16 protein-coding genes are annotated in these 17,295 nt (G+C 69.2%); 11 read left to right on the top strand and 5 right to left on the bottom strand.

Going from position 1 to position 17,295, the window contains the following annotated elements:
* The first annotated feature begins 67 nt into the window (after positions 1-67).
* From KLK06_RS30670 to KLK06_RS61750, 6 genes are all read left to right on the top strand, one after another.
* Positions 68-1,348, top strand: coding sequence for an alpha/beta hydrolase (locus KLK06_RS30670; protein ID WP_214639136.1), 1,281 nt, complete (start codon positions 68-70; stop codon positions 1,346-1,348).
* A gap of 143 nt (positions 1,349-1,491) precedes the next feature.
* A complete protein-coding gene (locus tag KLK06_RS30665) occupies positions 1,492-2,235 on the top strand; it encodes a maleylpyruvate isomerase N-terminal domain-containing protein (RefSeq protein ID WP_214639135.1) in 744 nt (247 codons plus the stop codon).
* 36 nt (positions 2,236-2,271) lie between these two features.
* Entirely contained in the window at positions 2,272-2,868 is a 597-nt protein-coding gene (locus KLK06_RS30660) for a helix-turn-helix domain-containing protein (protein ID WP_214639134.1), read from the top strand.
* A gap of 284 nt (positions 2,869-3,152) precedes the next feature.
* Positions 3,153-4,025, top strand: a complete 873-nt coding sequence (gene sigJ / locus KLK06_RS30655; protein ID WP_308168518.1) for an RNA polymerase sigma factor SigJ — start codon at positions 3,153-3,155, stop codon at positions 4,023-4,025.
* Positions 4,026-4,092: 67 nt separating this feature from the next.
* Positions 4,093-5,247: an NAD(P)/FAD-dependent oxidoreductase gene (locus KLK06_RS30650; RefSeq protein ID WP_214639133.1), complete on the top strand. Its 1,155-nt coding sequence runs from the start codon at positions 4,093-4,095 to the stop codon at positions 5,245-5,247.
* 306 nt (positions 5,248-5,553) lie between these two features.
* A complete protein-coding gene (locus tag KLK06_RS61750; RefSeq protein ID WP_284735176.1) occupies positions 5,554-5,676 on the top strand; it encodes a hypothetical protein in 123 nt (40 codons plus the stop codon).
* Between the two features lie 7 nt (positions 5,677-5,683).
* On the opposite strand, the gene recQ is transcribed toward KLK06_RS61750, so the two are convergent.
* Positions 5,684-7,483 (bottom strand): DNA helicase RecQ, encoded by a 1,800-nt coding sequence (recQ, locus tag KLK06_RS30645; RefSeq protein ID WP_214639132.1) that lies wholly within the window; start codon positions 7,481-7,483, stop codon positions 5,684-5,686.
* Between the two features lie 4 nt (positions 7,484-7,487).
* Positions 7,488-8,681: an MFS transporter gene (locus tag KLK06_RS30640; RefSeq protein WP_308168517.1), complete on the bottom strand. Its 1,194-nt coding sequence runs from the start codon at positions 8,679-8,681 to the stop codon at positions 7,488-7,490.
* 42 nt (positions 8,682-8,723) lie between these two features.
* Here KLK06_RS30640 and KLK06_RS30635 point away from each other — a divergent pair, with 42 nt between their 5' ends.
* The 3 genes from KLK06_RS30635 (at position 8,724) to KLK06_RS30625 (ending at position 10,078) form a co-directional block, all read left to right on the top strand.
* On the top strand, positions 8,724-9,485 hold the full coding sequence (locus KLK06_RS30635; protein WP_214639131.1) for an SDR family NAD(P)-dependent oxidoreductase: 762 nt from the start codon (positions 8,724-8,726) through the stop codon (positions 9,483-9,485).
* Positions 9,486-9,513: 28 nt separating this feature from the next.
* Complete coding sequence (locus KLK06_RS30630; RefSeq protein WP_214639130.1) at positions 9,514-9,759, top strand: type B 50S ribosomal protein L31; 246 nt, start codon at positions 9,514-9,516, stop codon at positions 9,757-9,759.
* 85 nt (positions 9,760-9,844) lie between these two features.
* Entirely contained in the window at positions 9,845-10,078 is a 234-nt protein-coding gene (locus tag KLK06_RS30625) for a DUF3040 domain-containing protein (protein WP_214639129.1), read from the top strand.
* 2 nt (positions 10,079-10,080) lie between these two features.
* Here KLK06_RS30625 and KLK06_RS30620 read toward each other — a convergent pair whose 3' ends face one another.
* On the bottom strand, positions 10,081-10,785 hold the full coding sequence (locus KLK06_RS30620) for a maleylpyruvate isomerase family mycothiol-dependent enzyme (protein ID WP_214639128.1): 705 nt from the start codon (positions 10,783-10,785) through the stop codon (positions 10,081-10,083).
* A gap of 141 nt (positions 10,786-10,926) precedes the next feature.
* Positions 10,927-11,664 (bottom strand): hypothetical protein, encoded by a 738-nt coding sequence (locus tag KLK06_RS30615; RefSeq protein ID WP_214639127.1) that lies wholly within the window; start codon positions 11,662-11,664, stop codon positions 10,927-10,929.
* Positions 11,665-11,854: 190 nt separating this feature from the next.
* Here KLK06_RS30615 and KLK06_RS30610 point away from each other — a divergent pair, with 190 nt between their 5' ends.
* Positions 11,855-12,727: a sugar kinase gene (locus tag KLK06_RS30610; protein WP_214639126.1), complete on the top strand. Its 873-nt coding sequence runs from the start codon at positions 11,855-11,857 to the stop codon at positions 12,725-12,727.
* On the opposite strand, the gene KLK06_RS30605 is transcribed toward KLK06_RS30610, so the two are convergent.
* Entirely contained in the window at positions 12,724-15,987 is a 3,264-nt protein-coding gene (locus KLK06_RS30605; RefSeq protein WP_214639125.1) for a discoidin domain-containing protein, read from the bottom strand. The two genes, KLK06_RS30610 and KLK06_RS30605, sit on opposite strands and share 4 nt — an antisense overlap.
* Before the next feature lie 238 nt (positions 15,988-16,225).
* Between KLK06_RS30605 and KLK06_RS30600 the strand changes: the two genes are divergently transcribed.
* Entirely contained in the window at positions 16,226-17,212 is a 987-nt protein-coding gene (locus tag KLK06_RS30600) for a LacI family DNA-binding transcriptional regulator (RefSeq protein ID WP_214639124.1), read from the top strand.
* Positions 17,213-17,295: the final 83 nt, after the last annotated feature.

The following is a 17,295-nucleotide window of genomic DNA, read 5'->3' as shown; positions in this document are numbered from 1 at the left end:
CGAAATCAGGCCGCCCACGGGAGCCTCCCGGCGCGGTAGCAGCCCCATCGAAAGGACAGACACCTTCATGAGTCATGCCCCCACAGACAGCGCCGGCACGGCCCAGCTTCGGCACCGGGTCACGCGCGACGGCCTGGCCGCTGTCGTCGGACTCCTCGCCCTGATCACGTCGGCCATCACGGTCCCCGCCGCGTCCGCATCCGTCGCGTCGGCATCCGCCACATCCGCGTCCGCCTCCGTCGCATCTGCCACGCCATCGGCCGAGGTCAGCGCTACGCCGTTCCTGCCCAAGCCCACCGGCCCTCACTCGGTCGGCGTCACGTCCCTGTACCTGAAGGACGCCTCCCGCCCCGACCCGTGGGTCCCCTCCATGAAGGCGCGAGAGCTCATGGTCTCCCTGTGGTACCCGGCCAAGTCACCGGGCCGTCAGCGGGCGCAGTACATGACGCCGAAGGAGTCGGAACTCCTCCTCAAAGACGGAAAGATCACCGGCGTCCCGCTCGACGCGCTGAGCAAGACGCGGACCAACGCGTTCACCGACGCGAAACCGGCAGGGCGTAAGCGCGGCCTGCCCCTGGTGGTGCTTTCCCCCGGTTTCAAGAAGTCCCGCAGCACGCTGTCCGGCCTCGCCGAGGATCTGGCGAGCAGGGGCTATGTGGTGGCCGCAATCGGTCACACCTACGAGAACGTCGGCCAGAGCTTCCCCGACGGACGGGTCACCACCTGTGTCCCCTGCGAGGGCGACCACGACGAATCCCTCTTCACGAAAATGTCGAAGGGACGGGCGGCCGATGTCTCCTTCGTACTCGACCAGTTGACCGGGCGGCACCCGAAGGGGAAGGGCGCCTCCCTGATCGACCCGTCCCGGATCGCGATGGCCGGCCACTCCGCGGGCGGTGCCAGCGTCGTCGCCGCGCTGCTCAACGACTCCCGGATCCGCGCCGGGATCGACATCGACGGCACCACGGATACCGGGATCCTCGACACCCAGCTGTCGCGGCCGTTCATGTTCCTGGGCAAGTCCGCCACGTACACACCGGGGACAGGCGGCTCGGCGGTCGCCACGTGGGAGCGCGACTGGAAGCTCCTGACCGGGTGGAAGCGCTGGATCCTGCTGACCGGCGCCATCCACGAGTCCTTCACCGACATCGTGGCGCTGGCTGACGAGCTGGGTCTCGACGTCGGCGCGGACGTGAAGGGCGCGCGCTCCATGGAGATCACCCGCAGGTACGTCGGCGCCTTCTTCGACCTGCACCTGCTGAAGAAGCCGCAGCCCCTGCTGGACAAGTCGTCGGCGACCTACCCCGAGATCAAGCTCTGCACCCCGGAAACGAATACTTGCGAGTAGCGGATCACTGCTACCGATCCCCAGGCGCGCCCCGCCGCCTGGGGATCCCCCGTGCCCGCCCACGAGCCCGCGGCGGGTCGGGGTCGCGGGACCGGTGACTTTCCACCCGCCGCCTTGTCTGCACAGGGGAGAGGGAGGCAAAGATGAGAGAGTCCCCACCCACGACCAACGCCGACACCACCGTTGATCCCCGCATGGGCGGCGTCGCTCTGCTGGGGCGGGCCATCGAGTACGCGCTGGGCTGCCTGAGCCTGGTCACGCCCGGCGATCTGGACCGTCCCACCCCATGCGATGGCTGGGATCTGCGCGAGTTGCTGGCGCACGCGAACGACTCGTTCACGGCACTGGAGGAAGCCGCAGCCTTCGGCCACATCACCCTCATCCCGCCGATCAGCGACGGCCACAACAAGCCCAACGCCATCACTCCGGCTGCCACCAACGCCACCACCACCCATGGCCCGCCGGTGGCAGGCGACTCGGCCTCGGGAGGTCCGGCGTTGGGAGGTCCGGTGGTGGTTGGCGGCGAGGGCGATCCTGTGATCGCGTTGCGGGACCGCGCCACCAGCCTGCTCCGCACCTGGGCAAACGCCCGGGCGGCCATCGTCTCCGTCGGTGGCTGCCCGTTGACGGCCGCGACGGTGTGCGGTGTCGGTGCCGTCGAGGTGACCGTGCACGCCTGGGACGTGGCCCGAGCCTGCGGTCACCAAAGCCCCATCCCGGCGCCTATGGCGGCCGAGCTCCTGCCACTGGCCCACCTCTTCGCCACGGACGCCGACCGCCCGGCCCGCTTCGCCTTACCGTTGCGCACCGCCCCCCAAGCCCCCGCACAGGACCGGCTGCTCGCCTACCTGGGCCGCGACCCCCACTGGACTGACAACAGCAGATAGCTTGACAGCATTAATTGTCGGTGTCAGCGTGGAGCCATGTACGAAGTCGCGGTGATTGAGGACCCGGCCGCCGCCGAGGTGTCGCTGGATCCGGTGCGCGCCCGGCTGCTGGCCGAGCTCGCCGAGCCGGGCTCGGCCACGATGCTGGCCGCCAAGATCGGTCTGGCCAGGCAGAAGGTCAACTACCACCTCAGAGCCCTGGAACGCCACGGCCTCGTGGAGCTCGTCGAAGAGCGGCGCAAGGGCAACTGCACCGAACGCGTCATGCAGGCGTCGGCCGCCTCCTACGTCATCTCGCCGACGGCCCTGTCGGCGGTCGAACCCGACCCGTCCCGCGCCCCCGACCAGCTCTCGGCCCGCTGGCTGCTGGCCGTGGCCGCTCGTCTGGTACGTGACGTGGGCACCCTCGTCACCGGCGCGACGAAGGCGAAGAAGCGGGTCGCGACGTTCGCCATCGACGGCGAGGTCCGCTTCGCTTCGGCCGCCGACCGGGCGGCCTTCGCCGAAGAGCTGTCCGGGGTGGTGACTTCGCTGGTCAGCAAGTATCACGACGAGCAGGCCGAGGACGGACGACCCCACCGCCTGATCATCGCTATCCACCCTTCCGTGGGGAAACAGCCCACCGATGGGTGAACTTGCGCTATAAGCGATCGACTCAACAGCCCAGCCGGAGGCTTCCGAGGTCACTGACCTGGCTTGACGGAAATTCTGTCCCGTTGCCGAAGCGGACGCTACGGCAGTGACTTTGGCCCACTGCCACGGGGAAGAGACCGAGATCTACTGCGAGTCAGAGTCAGGGCGAACCCTCTGATCAAGGCGCGGACGCTGATTCTCAACACTCCTCGGTCGGGGTGGTCAGAGATCGTTTGCCTAGAATCGGGGGTCGATCACTGGCCGAGGGGGAGAGGAGGCCGAGGGTGGAGCTGACCGGCGCGTTGGCGGAGGCCGACTGGGCATCGCATCGCCCTGCGGTCTTCGGGGCCGCCTACCGGATCCTCGGCACCGTGGCCGAGGCTGAGGACGTGACGCAGGAGGTCTGGTTGCGCGCCGCCGCCGCCGACCTGTCCGAGGTGCGGAATCTGCGGGCCTGGCTGGTGACTCTGGCCGCCCGGACGTCCTACAACGTGCTGAAGTCGGCGCGCGTCCGGCGCGAGTCCTATGTCGGACCCTGGCTGCCCGAACCGCTGCTGACCGGGCCCGACGCCGCCACCCAGGTGCTCATGGCCGAGTCGGTGAGCACCGCGATGCTGGTGGTCATGGAGAGGCTCATCCCCGCCGAACGCGTCGCGCTGGTGCTGCACGACGTCTTCGACTTCCCGTTCGGCCGGATCGCCGAGGTGCTTGGCGGCACCCCCGCCGCCAGCCGCAAGCTCGCCTCCCGTGCGCGGGCCCGGGTCGCCGCGGTCGAGGAGCAGCCCCGGGCGTCCAGGGCCGAGACCGAACGCGTGCTCAAGGCCTTCAAGGCGGCTGCCGAGGCGGGGGACATGGCCGCGCTCATTGAGCTACTGCACCCCGAGGCCGTCTACGTCGCCGACGGCGGCGGCAAGGTGACCGCCGCGCGCAGGCCGGTCCAGGGCGCCGAGCCGATCGCCCTGCTGACGGTCCGGCTGATCGAGATCAGGCGCCCTGACGCGTTCCAGATCATCGAGGTGAACGGCTACTCGGCCCTGGCGACCTACCGCGGCGGCGAGCTGGTCTGGCTCGACACCGTGGAGATCGCCGACGGGCGGATCACGGCGTTCAGGAGACTGGCCAATCCCGAAAAGCTCGCCCACATCGGTCACATCTGAGCCCGCCATCTTGACTCCCTGCCGAACCCTCCGATCCCCGGGGATGAGGCAGAGAGAGGACGACACGATGGCACACGTTGTGATCATCGGAGGCGGTTTCGCGGGTGTGTGGAGCGCGGCGGGAGCGGCGCTGGCACGCGGAGCGGCGGACCTGCGCATCACGCTCATCGCGCCGGACGAGCACCTGGTGCTGCGGCCACGCCTGTACGAGCCGGAGCCGGACCTGGCCAAGGTGGAGCTCAGCAGGATCCTCGAGCCGATCGGCGTCGAACACCTGCGGGCCTGGGTGAGCACGATCGACACCGACCGCCGCGTGGTGGTGGCCGACGGCGAGGAGGTCGGCTATGACCGCCTCGTGCTGGCGGCGGGCAGCAAGCTCGTCCGGCCCCAGGGCCTGCCCGGCGCTGAACGGCTCTTCGACATCGACACCCTGGACGGGGCCCGGCGGCTCACCGACCTTCTGCGCGACCGGGACGACTACTCCGTCGTGGTCGTCGGCGCCGGGTTCACCGGCCTGGAGGCCGCGACCGCTCTGGCCGCTCGGGGCCGGGTGCTGCTGGTGGACCGGTCGGAGGTGATCGGAGACCAGCTCGGCCCGGGCCCGCGCAGGGAGATCGAGACGGCGCTGGACGAGCTGGGCATCGAACGCCGCCTCGGGACGACGGTGACGGAGGTCGGCGACGGATACGCGGCCCTCTCCGACGGCACCAGGGTCGAAGCGGACGCGGTGGTCTGGTCCGTAGGGATCAGGGCCAGCGAGCTCACCCGGCAGATCTCCGACGAGCTCGACCCCCTCGGCCGGGTGCCGGTGGACCAGCGGCTGCGCGCCCTTCCCGAGGCGTTCGTCGCCGGGGACACGGCTGCGGCGGCGTTCGACGCCGAGCACACGGTCATGCAGGCCTGCCAGCACGCCACCCCGCTCGGCAAGGTCGCCGGGTACAACGCGGCGGCCGACCTGCTCGACATGCCGCTGCGCGACTTCACCCCCGGCCCGTACGTCACCTGCCTGGACCTGGGCGGCGCCGGTGGAGTCTTCACCCGGGGCTGGGACCGCAGGGTGATGGCTTCGGGCGCCGACGGCGCGGCCATCAAGAAGCGGATCAACCAGCAGATCCACCCGCCGGTCGACGACGCCACGAAGATCCTCGCCGCCGCCGACCGCGTCTACATCGAGCTCCCCTTCTTCCCCCGCGACGAGCAGACGCCTGCCCCCGCCGCATGAAGCCCGCACCCCGCAGAACGCGGCGGTCCACCTGGCCGCCGCGGCCCCCAGACGCCCGCTCGGAAACGCGCGGCCTCAAGGAAGACTCCCGCAGAACCCCTCCATAGTCACCGACGACATTGTTCGAGCCGCGCCCAATACCTCGTATGGCAGCGAAGATGGAGCACCATATAGCACTCAAAGTCACAGATCTGGTTGTTAATCGGGGCGCCGGCGACGGGTGATTCGCCCGAGATGCGGGTACGGATAGCGGCGCATGAGTGCGAGGGCGGTCCCGTACCCCGGGCCGTACCAGACGATGAGTGCATGTGCGGCCCTGTCGGCGTGGCGGTGAAGCCCAGCGCCGAGCCCAGGGCGAGCAGCGTGGTGGCGACGGCCGATCTTCGTGCGGCCGTCGCCATCACTAACCGGCCGCCACCTGCCACCTAGAGCCGCCTCAAGAGGCGAGCGTCTCCAGGACCTGGTCGCCGTACTTGGCCAGTTTGTTCTCGCCCACCCCGCTGACCGTCCCAAGCTCGGCCAGCGTAGAAGGCGACAGCGTCGCGATCTCCCGCAGCGTCGCATCATGGAAGATCACGTAAGCAGGCACCCCCTGCTCCTTGGCCGTAGCCGCCCGCCACGCCCGCAGCCGTTCGAACACCGGCTCAGCCGCCGCCGGCAGCTCCACCACGGGACGGTCCTTGGCGGCGGTCTTGGCACGGGCGGTCCGAGGGGCGTCGCGGCGCAGGCGTACCTCGCGCTGCCCCCGCAGGACTTCGGCGCTGGCGTCGGTGAGGACCAGCGCGCCGTAGTCGGACTCGACGGCCAGCAGCCCCTGGGCCAGCAACTGGCGCACCACCCCGTGCCACTCGGTGTTGCCCAGGTCGGCGCCCACCCCGAACACGCTCAGCGAGTCGTGGCCGTGCTGCAGCACCTTGGCTGTCTTCTTGCCGAGCAGGATGTCGGCGATCTGCCCGACGCCGAACTTCTGCCCCCGCTCGCGGCGCAGTCGCAGCACCGTGGACAGGACCTTCTGGGCGGGGACCGTGCCGTCCCACGACTCGGGCGGCGCCTGGCAGGTGTCGCAGTTGCCGCACGGCTTGGAGTGCTCCTGCCCGAAGTAGTCGAGCAGCATCACCCGGCGGCACTCGACCGTCTCGCACAGCGCGAGCATCGCGTCGAGGTGGAGCACCTGGCGGCGGCGGTGAGCGTCGTCGCCCTCCATGGCCAGGCGCCGGTGCTGGACCACGTCGTGCAGGCCGTAGGCCATCCAGGCGGTCGCGGGCAGCCCGTCGCGGCCGGCCCGGCCGGTCTCCTGGTAGTAGCCCTCGACGGACTTGGGCAGGTCGAGGTGGGCGACGAAGCGTACGTCGGGTTTGTCGATGCCCATGCCGAACGCGATCGTCGCCACCACGATCAGCCCGTCCTCGCGCAGGAAGCGCGCCTGGTGCGCGGCGCGGGTGCGGTTGTCGAGGCCCGCGTGGTAGGGCACGGCGGCGATGCCGTTGTCGACGAGATAGGCCGCGATCTTCTCGACCGAGGAGCGCGACAGGCAGTAGACGATGCCCGCGTCGCCCGGGTGCTCCGCGCGCAGGAAGTCGAGGAGCTGGCGCTTCGGCTCGTTCTTGGTGGTGATGCGGTAGTGGATGTTGGGCCGGTCGAAGCTGGCCACGAAGTGCCGGGCCTTCTCCAGCCGCAGCCGGGAGGCGATCTCGGCATGGGTGGCCGGGGTGGCGGTCGCGGTCAGCGCGATGCGCGGCACCTCCGGCCAGCGCTCGTGCAGCTCGGACAGCGCAAGGTAGTCGGGGCGGAAGTCGTGCCCCCACTGCGACACGCAGTGCGCCTCGTCGATGGCGAACAGCGAGATCTCGCCCTTGGCCAGCAGCCGCAGCGTCGCCTCGACCCGCAGCCGCTCCGGCGCGAGGTAGAGCAGGTCGAGCTCGCCCGCCAGGAATGCCGCCTCGACCCGTTGTCGTTCGTCGAAGTCCTGGGTGGAGTTGAGGAACCCCGCGCGCACGCCGAGCGCGGTCAGCGCGTCGACCTGGTCCTGCATCAGCGCGATCAGTGGCGAGACGACCACCCCGACGCCCGGACGGACCAGCGCGGGGATCTGGTAGCACAGAGACTTGCCGCCGCCGGTCGGCATGAGCACCAGCGCGTCGCCGCCCTCGACGACGTGATCGATGATCTCCTGCTGCCCTGCCCGGAACGAGTCGTAGCCGAACACGCGGTGGAGAGCCTCGGTGGGGGTATCCATGCGGCTACCTTACGTGTTCGCCGGAGGTCGCTCGCTCTGTTCGCCCACGGCGATCGTAGGCCACCAGGGACAGGGCGCCGAGCCCGCAGGCCGCCGCCACCGCGATCATCACCGTGGGGTATCCGGCGAACTGCGCCACACCGGCCGCGAGCAGCGGGGCGACGGCCTTGGCCACGGTGATCGGCAGGGCCAGGGCGCCGCTCAGCGTCGCGTAGGCGGCGGTGCCGTACCGGTCCGCGAGCAGCGCGGGACGGGCGATGGTGCTCACTCCGAACCCCAGCCCGAACAGCACCACCGCGCAGATCGCCCCCGCCACGCTCCGCCCGGCCACCGGCAGCAGCAGCGCGGCCGCGCCCTGCAACGCGAACACGGCCGCGGTGATCAGCGCCACCGGCCACCGCCCCTGCAGGCCGGTGGTCACCAGCCGGCCGGTCACCGACAGCACGCCGAGCAGGCCCGCGACGGTCGCCGCGAAGATGGGGGAGTGGCCGAGCGTGATCAGGTACGTCACGAGCAGCACGCCCATGACCGCCACGGCGCCCGTCTGCGTCAGGAACGCCGCCGCCAGCAGCCAGAACGGCCGCTCCCGCAGCGCCGCCCCGACGACGCGCCGGTCCGTGTCCACGGAGAAGGGACGGCTCCGCACGGCCAGGAAGTGCAGGGGTACGGCCGTCACGGCGTATCCGGCGGCCAGGATGACCAGCGCCTGCCGCCACCCGTACCGATCGACGAGGAAGCCCGTCAGGGGCAGGAAGATGCTGGACGCGAACCCGGCGACGACGGTCACGGCGAGCAGGGCCCGCGCCCGCCGCGCCGCGTCGAACCGGGCGACGATGACCGCGAACGCGGCCTCGTACAGCACCATCGCGGAGGCGACGCCGAGCACCGCGCACACCAGGTAGAGCTGGATCAGGTTGTGCACCTGCGACCAGGCGAGCACGGCCGCCGCGCCGAGCGCCGAGCCCGCCGTCATCAGACCGCGCCCGCCACGCCGGTCGAGCCAGCGGCCGATGGGCGGCGCCACGACCGCCGAGACGAGTACGGCCAGCGTTATCGCGCCGGTGAGTTCGGCGACCCCCGCGTGCATATCGCGGGCCATCGGGGTGATGAAGACGGAGAAAGCGTAGTAAAGGATTCCGTATCCGGCGGTCTGCGTGATCGCCAGTGCACCGATGAGACGAGCAGACGAGGCGATCACGAGTGGTTTCGTTCCCCTTCATCCCCCTGTGGACACTGTGACATGACTCCCACCTATGTCGTCACCGGTGGAGGCCGGGGCATCGGGCGGGCCGTGGTGGAGCGGCTCCTCAAGGACGGGGGCACCGTGGTCGCCGTCGAACGCGACGCCGCGGCGCTGGACTGGGCGGGCCCCCGGATTCTCCCGGTCGTCGGCGACGCGGCCGACGAGAGTGTCACCGAGCACGCCGCCGACCTCGCGCAGGCCGAGGGCAGGCTGTCCGGCTGGGTGAACAACGCGGCCGTCTTCAGGGACGCGTCCGTGCACACCGCCACGACCGCCGAGATCCGCGCCCTGATCGCCGCCAACCTGGACCTCGCCGTCGTCGGCTGCGCCACCGCCGTGCGGCGTTTCCTCAAGGCCGGTACGGCCGGCGCCATCGTCAACATCACCTCCCACCAGGCGCGCAGGGCGGTGCCCGGCAGCCTGCCGTACTCCACCGCGAAGGCCGCCATCGAGGGCCTGACCAGGGCGTTGGCCGTCGAGTACGGCAGGCGCGGCATCCGGGTCAACGCCGTCGCCCCCGGCTCGGTGGCCACGGAGCGGTACGCCGAGTTCCTGGCCGCCCAGCCGGCCGAGGTGGCGGCGGGAATCGAGGCGGAGATGGCCAGGTTGCACCCTCTCGGCAGGGTCGCCGGAGCGGACGAGGTGGCCGCCGCCGTGGTCTATCTCCTCTCGGACGGCGCCGCCTTCGTCACGGGCGCGACGGTCCCCGTGGACGGCGGCCGGGCGGCACTCGGACTCGACCCCGAATCCAGGGAATGAAAACCATTGTCGTACAGTTACAGGGGGCATGAGAAAGAACCTGCACCCCTCGTACCGGCCCGTCGTCTTCCGCGACCCGAGCGCCGGGTTCGCCTTCCTCACCCGCTCGACCCTGACGAGTGACAGGGCCATCGAGTGGGAGGACGGCCACACCTACCCGGTCGTCGACGTCGACGTCTCCTCGGCGAGTCACCCCTTCTACACCGGACGCGGGCGGGTCCTTGACACCGCCGGTCGCGTGGAGCGCTTCAAGCAGCGCTACGGCAAGGTCTGATCGCCACTTCCGCCCGGTGGAAGCGGTATGTGCCGGTTACTTCCGGGTACATGGCTTTCACCGGCGCGGAGTGATGGTGGTCACAATGAGTCTATCTGGAAGGGAACGCCGCATCCTCGGGGAAATCGAGCAGGCACTTGAGCTGGAGGACCCCGACCTGGCGCGGCGTGTAGCCGCAATCAACAAGATCGAGACAGGATCCGACACGGGTTTTTACCGTGCGCGGATGCAGTCGTGGGCTACGGCGCACATTTGGCTGATCGCACTGCTCGGAGTGGTCGTCGTGCTGTTGCTCCTGCTGGCGGTCATCACCGCCTGAGCTCAGGCCAGGCACCTCAGAGCCGAGGCGACCCGCGGGTCGAGCTCGTCGTCGGGCGTCAGACGCCCCACCGTCGCCTCCACGAACTCCGGGAAGGAGAGCGTCGCGGTCAACCCGGCCGTGTTCACCCGGATCTGCTCGGCCGTCTGCTCAATCCGGACCTCGGCCTCCTGCTCCGACAGGGCGAACCGGCCCACCGCCACCCGCCAGAGCGTCCGGGCGTCGGCCTCCTCCTTCGGCACCGGGGCACCGACGTCGTCGGCGTGCGTGGCGTACTCGGAGTCGTAGTGGAAGGCCTGCATCCCCACCGGGTACGGGCCGGCCATCGTGTCGAGCAACGCGTCCCGCCCGAGCTCCCGCATGCGGCGCCGGGTGTCGGCGTTCTCGGTCCGCCATTCCTGGAGCACCTGTTCGACGGGGATGTTCCGGCGCTGGCGTACGCACCACTCGTTGAAGTCGTGGAAGCCGTTGACCCCTTCTCTGGCGAGGCGGGCCAGGATGTCCTGCACGTTGCCGTCGAGACAGGCGTGGTTGTAAAGCTCCTCGCCCGCCAGATGGCCCAGGACGTCGCGGACCGACCACCCCTCGCAGCGTGACGGCCGCGCCCATCCGGCGTCGTCGAGTCCGGCGAAGAAACGGTCGAGCCGGGCCGCTTCGGCGTCGAAGACGTCGAACGGATCGAACTCTTTCAACAGGTTCTCAGCCATACCTCGAAGCTACCCGCCGGGTCGTGACTCTCACGGACGGCGCGGCGAAGGACGGTCAAGACAAGGCGAAGGGCCGCCCGGCTCAGGGCAAAGCAGAAGCCCGGCCCCCATTGCGGGGACCGGGCCTCTACTTAGATGTGACTAGTGGTGCCAGCGCGAGACGACACGCACGTAGTCCGTGGCGCTGGTCGCGCCCTCGAGCTCGTCGTCACCCGCGTAGACGGCCTTGAACAGGCCGCTCTTGTACGCACGGGTCTTGGCGTCGAACTTACCGTTCCAGCCGGTACGGTCGGAGGCGACCCACTTCCAGCCGCTGGAGCCGTTGGCCTTGTAGAAGATGCTGACCCGCTCGTTGCGGACGCTCTTCCAGCGGTCGTCGTCGTTGACCTGGAGACGACCGGAGAAGTAGATGCTCTTGCCCTTGCGGACCTTCGACGGGTCGGCGCTGAAGCGCGAGATGCGCGTCTGCGCCTTGCCCTTCTGGATCTCTACGGCGAAGAACGCGGTGTCGGTGTCGACGACCTTGCCGTCCTTGTCGTAGGCCTGGGCCGTGGCCTTCCACTTGCCGTCCTGGTCGGTCTCGGTGAACGGCACGGAGAAGCGCCAGCTCTCGACCTGCTTGACGTCCTTGGCCCGCAGGGTGCGGTAGCGCGGGTCGACCGGCGCCACACTGAGCTGGACCTTCTCGACGTCCGAGCTGGCGTCGACCTTGAAGAAGGCCTCCGTCTCGCTACCGGCCTTGACCACGACCGGGTTCGGTGAGATGTCCCTGATGTCGACGGTCGGAGCCTTCGTCGTAGCCGACGCGGCACCGGCGCCTGAGATCAGGAGTGTCCCGCCCACAAGGGCTGAGACGATTCCTACAGCGATGTTCTTCATGAGGGTGCTGATTCCTCTCATTCCCCGTTTGCTGAGGCCGGCTCGGGATCGCCAACCTCCTCTACTACTTTGATGCACAAGATGGGGACAATGTTCGTTAAAGTTACAGAAAATATTTGATCACGGCCGTGACCAGGAACGTTACTCAAAAATCCGATTTGTGATGTCGTGACCGACTACAGTCGGCCGCATGACCGACGTCTACACGCTCGGCGAGGCGCTGGGGGTCGTGTCCAGTGGCCGGGTACGTCATGAGACCGAAGCCCGGTTGGACGTCACCGGCCCGGAGTTCAACCTCGCCATCGCCCTGTCCCGGCTCGGACATCGGGCTGCCTACCTGGGCAAGCTAGGCAACGACGAGCTGGGCGCCAGGATCCTCACCGTGCTGAAGGGCGAGGGCGTCGACTCGGCCGACGTCCGGGTCATCGAGGGCGCGCACACCGGGCTGCTGCTCAGGGAATCACGGGTGGGCCGCGAGCAGCGCCTCACGCACTATCGCAGCGGATCGGCCGGGACGGCATTGACGCCGGGCAACGTGCCCATCGACAGGATCGGCGCCTCGAAGATGCTGCACGTCACCGGCCTGACGGCGGGCCTCGGCCGGGACACCCTGGAGGCGGTCCGCTCGGCCGTGAGCGCGGCCAAGACCGCCGAGGTGGTCATCTCCTTCGCCGTCGAGTACGTACCCGAGCTCTGGCCGTCGGTGCGCGAGGCCGAGGAGGTGCTGGGCGAGCTGGCCTGCGCCTCCCACCTGCTCTTCCTCGGCCAGGACGAGCTCGATCTGGTCAAGCCCGCGCTCACGCCCGAGCGCGAGGTCGTGGTGAACCGCGGCGCCAAGGGCGCGAGCGTCCGGGCGGACCGCATGCGGTACGACGCGGCCGCCCTGCAGGTGCCGATCGTCGACACCGCCGGCTCGGGCGACGCGTTCGTGGCCGGTTACATCAGCGCCGCCCTGGACGGGCTGACCCCGCCGGAGCGCCTGCACCGCGGGACGCTGTTGAGCGCCGCCGCGGTGACCAGCGCGAGCGACTGGCAGGGCCTGCCCACCAGAGCCGATATTTAGGGATTTACCGTGATGGTAAAGGTCGACGTCGTGTTCTTGATGTTCTGGGAGTTGTTGCTGAACCTCAGGTTGTTGAACGTGACGGAGCCGACGGCCGGGCCCTGACCCGGCTCGGGCAGCTCGTTGGCCCAGAGACCGAAGCCGGACTTGGCGTCGAAGGCGTCACCGCTCTTCTGGGCGCCGCTGATCGACACGTTCGTGAAGATCGTGTCCGTGATCGGGTTCTGCGGCTGCTGGCCCACGTAGTTCGTCTGGAACATGATGCCGTGGTAGGTCGGATCGACGATGTCCAGGTTGCTGACCCTGATCCCCTGGAACACCTTGGAAGCGGAGAACAACCACATCGCCGGGAAGGTCTGCTGGCCCCAGAAGTGGCCGCCGGTCCTGACCAGCGAGATGTTCTCGAAGCTCGTGGGCGGGCTGGCCCCGAAACCGAGCATCGGGATGCCGAAGTCCAGCGAGCTGATCGTGACGCCCGAGTAGACCAGCGTGTCGGCGACGTAGATGTTGCGGAAGGTGTTGGCGTACCCGCCGTAGACCGCGACGCCCGCGGCCCGCCAGGTGAGCAGCGACGTCAGGTTCTCGAAGACGTTGTCGCGCTGCTCGCCGTTGTTGTTGTCGATGGCGGAGAACAGCGCGAAGCTGTCGTCGCCGGTCGAGCGGGCCTCGATGTTCGTGACCAGGTTGCCGGTGCTGCCGTTGGTCATGTTGATGCCGTCCGCGAAGGTGTCGCGGATGCGTGAGTTCTTGATCGTCATGTTGTCGGTGTTGGAGCCCCAGAGCAGGCACATCTGGTGCTCCACCCAGATGTTGTCGATCACCATGTTCGCCACGCCGGCCAGGTCGAACACCTTGCCGGGCCCGTCGTTGCGCGAGGTGTAGTTGCCGAAGGAGGCGAAGTTCGCGAACGTCGACCCGTTGGCCGTGGCGTCCGCGCGGAAGCCGGTGTCGGTGTTCTCCTGGCCCGACGGTGAGATGAACCGGGTGAACCACGGCCCGGCCCCGACGACCTTGATCGCCTTGCCGTATACCTGGAACTTACTGGCGGTCTGGTAGTCGCCCGCGGGCAGGTAGACGCCGACGAGCGTGCTGTCCTGGCGCGCCTTGTCGAGCGCGTTCTGCACGTCCTGATGGGTGAAACCGGCAGGTACGGCATAGTGCGCCGGGTCCGGGTTGGCGATCTGCGTCACCTGCTCCAGGTCCACGAAGTCGATCGTGTACGTCGAGCCGTTGGCCGCGTCCTTCTGCAGCTTGATCTTGTGGCCCGCCTGGACCGTGGTGCCGAGCAGCAGGTTGGCCTCGTCGTAGATGTGCCGCGGCGTCCCGGAGCCGGGGGAGTTGCCGGGGCTCGCCTCGGCGCCGTACAGCCAGGCGTAGCGCGAGGTCAGGTCGATCGCCTTGAGGAAGGTGCCGTCGACGTAGACGTTCAGCGTCGAGCTGTTCCCGCCGCCGCCCGCCGCGTCCGGAATGGAGAACCTGGTGACCAGCGTGTTCGTGGACGCCCTGGTGGTGAACTCGACGTACGAGCCGTTCGTGCCCAGCGTCACCGCCCGGCGCCCGGACGCCTCGCCGGCGAGGTCGCCGACGGTCCGGTTCGGGCCGATCCGGGTGGCGCCGCCGCCGATGGCCGCGTCCTCCGCCTCATAGGTGTCGTACGGCATGTGCGCGCCGCGCCCGACGAACAACTGCTGCGTGCTGGTGTTGTTGGCCCGCTTGACCGGCAGCTCGTTGGCGTCGTCCGCCAGCACCACCTTGACCGTGTACTTGCCGTTGGCGGCGGTCCAGGTGCCGAGCCCGGCCGGTCCGGCGGTGGCGCCGGGGGCGATCGCGCCGCTCACTCCGCCGGTCAGCGTCTTGACGACCGTGCCGGACTCGTCGGCGATGGTCAGCGTGATGCCGTGGGAGCCGCCGCTGGAGGCGATGGTGCCCTGGTTCTTGATCCCCACCGAGAAGGTCACGGTGTCGCCCTGGGCGGGATTGCCCGGTGTCCAGGCCACCGGCGCGGCGATCAGGTCGGCGGTGTCGACGGGCTTCACGGTCAGCGACGCGGTGGCCGTGTTGTTGCCCTCGTTCAGCTCGACGACGTTGTTGTCCTCGTCGACTTTGGCGCTCACCTGGTAGGTGGCCGCGTCACGCGTGCCGATGGTGCTCGACACGGTGGCCGAGGCCCCGGCGGCCAGCGCGCCCACGTTTGCGCTGCCTGCCTTGACGGTGCCCAGGTAGAAGGTGACGGAGGTCGCGCCGGAGGGCGCGGTGCCGGAGTTCTTCACGGTGGCCGACAGCGTGATGGCGTCGGTCTCGACCGGAGCCGCCGGCGACGCGGTCAGCCCGCTGACCGTGAGGTCGGGGTTGGCCGACGGGGTGCCGAAGACCTGGAACTCGGCGACCTGCCCGCCGGGCGCCCCCGAGTTGGCGGTGATCTTGAGCTGCACGTCCGCGACCTTGGCCGTCACCGGGATCGTCACCGAGTTGCCGGTGGCCGGGTTGAAGGTGTAGACGGCCTGCGCCACCAGGTTGGACAGGCCGGTGGCGCTCTGCTCGCGGCCGAGCACCTGGATGGTCTGCGTACGCGTGGCCCAGGCGGGGTCCGGGTTGAGCTTGAGCACGATGGAGGTGAGGTCGGCGTTCGCGCCGAGCTGCACGGTCAGCGTGTTGGGGTAGGCGGCGCCCTCCCAGTACGTCTGGACGTTGCCGTCGTTGGCGTTGGCCGCCACGTAGGTGTGGGTGTGCGACGACTCGGTGATCGGCTTGCCGGTCGCCAGGTTCGTCCCGTCACCTGGATTGCCGGGGTCCGCCTGGCCGTACACCTCGAACTCGGAGAGCTGCCCGGCCGGCCAGCCGCTGTTCGCGGTGATCTGGAGCCGGACATAGCGCGTGCCGGACGCGCTGACGGCGATCGTCGCCGTGGGGTTGAAGGTGTAGGTGGCGGCGTCCTTGATCGTGCTGAAGCTCGTCCCGTTCGCGCTGCCCAGCACGGTGAGCGTCTGTGTACGGCTGGGCCAGCCGCTGGGCAGCTTGAGCGTGAGCTGGTTCACGGTGGCCGTCGAGCCGAGGTCCACCTGCACCCACTGCGGGAAGGCGTTGTTGGCCGACTCCCAGTAGGTCGCCTGGTTGCCGTCGGTGACGTTGGGCGCCGAGTAGACGTCGGTGTAGCTGCTCGCAGTGGCGGTCTTGCCGGCGGAGAGGTTGGTGTCGGCCGCCCACGCGGGGGTGGCCAGGAATCCGATGACTAACGCAAGGGCGGCTAGGACAGCTCTCATGGGGGATGGCCCTTCGAGGAAGACGTTGGCCGAACCATAAGATGTCGAGCAGATAGCAGCAATATTTCGACGAGATTTCGCAAACAATTGACTGACAAGTGACGGCTCGCGACCGTCTCCTTGGCTGGTCAGGAGCGTGAAGTGCGCTGGATATCCGCCAGAACCGCCCGCAAGAGGGCGACGTCGGATCCCCGTAAGCGGTTGCAAATATTTGCGTGATCGGCCTTATAGTTTGCGCATGACACGACGACTCGCAGAGGTGGCCAAGAAGGTCGGGGTGAGCGAGGCGACCGTGAGCCGCGTGCTCAACGGCAAGCCCGGGGTGTCGGAGGCGACCCGTGAGGCCGTGCTCACCGCGCTCGACGTCCTCGGCTACGAGCGCCCCACCCAGCTGCGCGGCGACCGGGCCCGGCTGGTCGGCCTGGTGCTGCCCGAGCTGCAGAACCCGATCTTCCCCGCGTTCGCCGAGGTGGTCGGCGGCGCGCTCGCCCAGCAGGGCTTCACCTCGGTGCTCTGCACCAGGACGGTCGGCGGCGTCTCCGAGGCCGACTACGTCGATCTGCTGCTCGGGCAGCAGGTCAGCGGCGTGGTCTTCGCCGGGGGCCACTACGCGCAGGCCGACGCGTCGCACGCCCATTACGCGCTGCTGCACGAGCGCAAGCTGCCCACGGTCCTGGTCAACGCGGCCGTCGCCCACCTCGACTTCCCGCAGGTGTCGTGCGACGACATCGTGGCCGCCGAGATGGCCCTGGCCCACCTGCGGGCGCTCGGTCACGAGCAGGTCGGCATGGTGCTCGGTCCCAAGGACCACATGCCGTCGCGGCGCAAGCTGGAGACGTTCCTGGCCGGTGGGGGCGATCCCGAGCTGGTCGAGCACACGATGTTCTCGCTGGAAGGCGGGCACGCGGCCGCCGCGCGGCTGGTCAAGCGGGGGGTGAGCGGCGTCATCTGCGCCAGCGACCTGCTCGCGCTCGGCACGGTCAGGGCGGCCCGGCGCGCGGGGCTGTCCGTGCCGGCCGACGTGTCGATCATCGGCTACGACGACTCGGCGCTGATGAACTGCACCGATCCGCCGCTGACCACGGTCCGCCAGCCGATAGACGCGATGGGCCGGGCGGCCGTGGACCTGCTGGTCGCCCAGATCGACAAGGCCGTGGTGCCCGCCGACGAGCTGCTGTTCGAGCCGGAACTGGTCGTACGGGCCTCCACAGCGAGGAAGACGTAATGCAGTCGTTATCTTGCAATCCACAGTCGTAATATTGCGGACTTCGGTCGGTGAACCTATGGTGTGGGCACCTCGCATTTAGA

Source organism: Nonomuraea sp. NEAU-A123 (assembly GCF_018603905.1).
In the GTDB taxonomy this organism is placed as follows: Bacteria; Actinomycetota; Actinomycetes; order Streptosporangiales; family Streptosporangiaceae; genus Nonomuraea.
This window is presented reverse-complemented; position numbering and strand designations above follow the sequence as displayed.

Excerpts from the sequence above, each read along its gene's own strand:
- KLK06_RS30665 (WP_214639135.1), top strand. The coding sequence starts at position 1,492 with ATGAGAGAGTCCCCACCCACGACCAACGCCGACACCACCGTTGATCCC.
- KLK06_RS30620 (WP_214639128.1), bottom strand. The coding sequence starts at position 10,785 with ATGGCTGAGAACCTGTTGAAAGAGTTCGATCCGTTCGACGTCTTCGAC.
- KLK06_RS30625 (WP_214639129.1), top strand. The coding sequence starts at position 9,845 with ATGAGTCTATCTGGAAGGGAACGCCGCATCCTCGGGGAAATCGAGCAG.
- KLK06_RS30615 (WP_214639127.1), bottom strand. The coding sequence starts at position 11,664 with ATGAAGAACATCGCTGTAGGAATCGTCTCAGCCCTTGTGGGCGGGACA.
- KLK06_RS30610 (WP_214639126.1), top strand. The coding sequence starts at position 11,855 with ATGACCGACGTCTACACGCTCGGCGAGGCGCTGGGGGTCGTGTCCAGT.
- KLK06_RS30650 (WP_214639133.1), top strand. The coding sequence starts at position 4,093 with ATGGCACACGTTGTGATCATCGGAGGCGGTTTCGCGGGTGTGTGGAGC.
- recQ (WP_214639132.1), bottom strand. The coding sequence starts at position 7,483 with ATGGATACCCCCACCGAGGCTCTCCACCGCGTGTTCGGCTACGACTCG.
- KLK06_RS30635 (WP_214639131.1), top strand. The coding sequence starts at position 8,724 with ATGACTCCCACCTATGTCGTCACCGGTGGAGGCCGGGGCATCGGGCGG.
- KLK06_RS30600 (WP_214639124.1), top strand. The coding sequence starts at position 16,226 with ATGACACGACGACTCGCAGAGGTGGCCAAGAAGGTCGGGGTGAGCGAG.
- KLK06_RS30605 (WP_214639125.1), bottom strand. The coding sequence starts at position 15,987 with ATGAGAGCTGTCCTAGCCGCCCTTGCGTTAGTCATCGGATTCCTGGCC.
- KLK06_RS30660 (WP_214639134.1), top strand. The coding sequence starts at position 2,272 with ATGTACGAAGTCGCGGTGATTGAGGACCCGGCCGCCGCCGAGGTGTCG.
- KLK06_RS61750 (WP_284735176.1), top strand. The coding sequence starts at position 5,554 with ATGTGCGGCCCTGTCGGCGTGGCGGTGAAGCCCAGCGCCGAGCCCAGG.
- KLK06_RS30630 (WP_214639130.1), top strand. The coding sequence starts at position 9,514 with ATGAGAAAGAACCTGCACCCCTCGTACCGGCCCGTCGTCTTCCGCGAC.
- KLK06_RS30670 (WP_214639136.1), top strand. The coding sequence starts at position 68 with ATGAGTCATGCCCCCACAGACAGCGCCGGCACGGCCCAGCTTCGGCAC.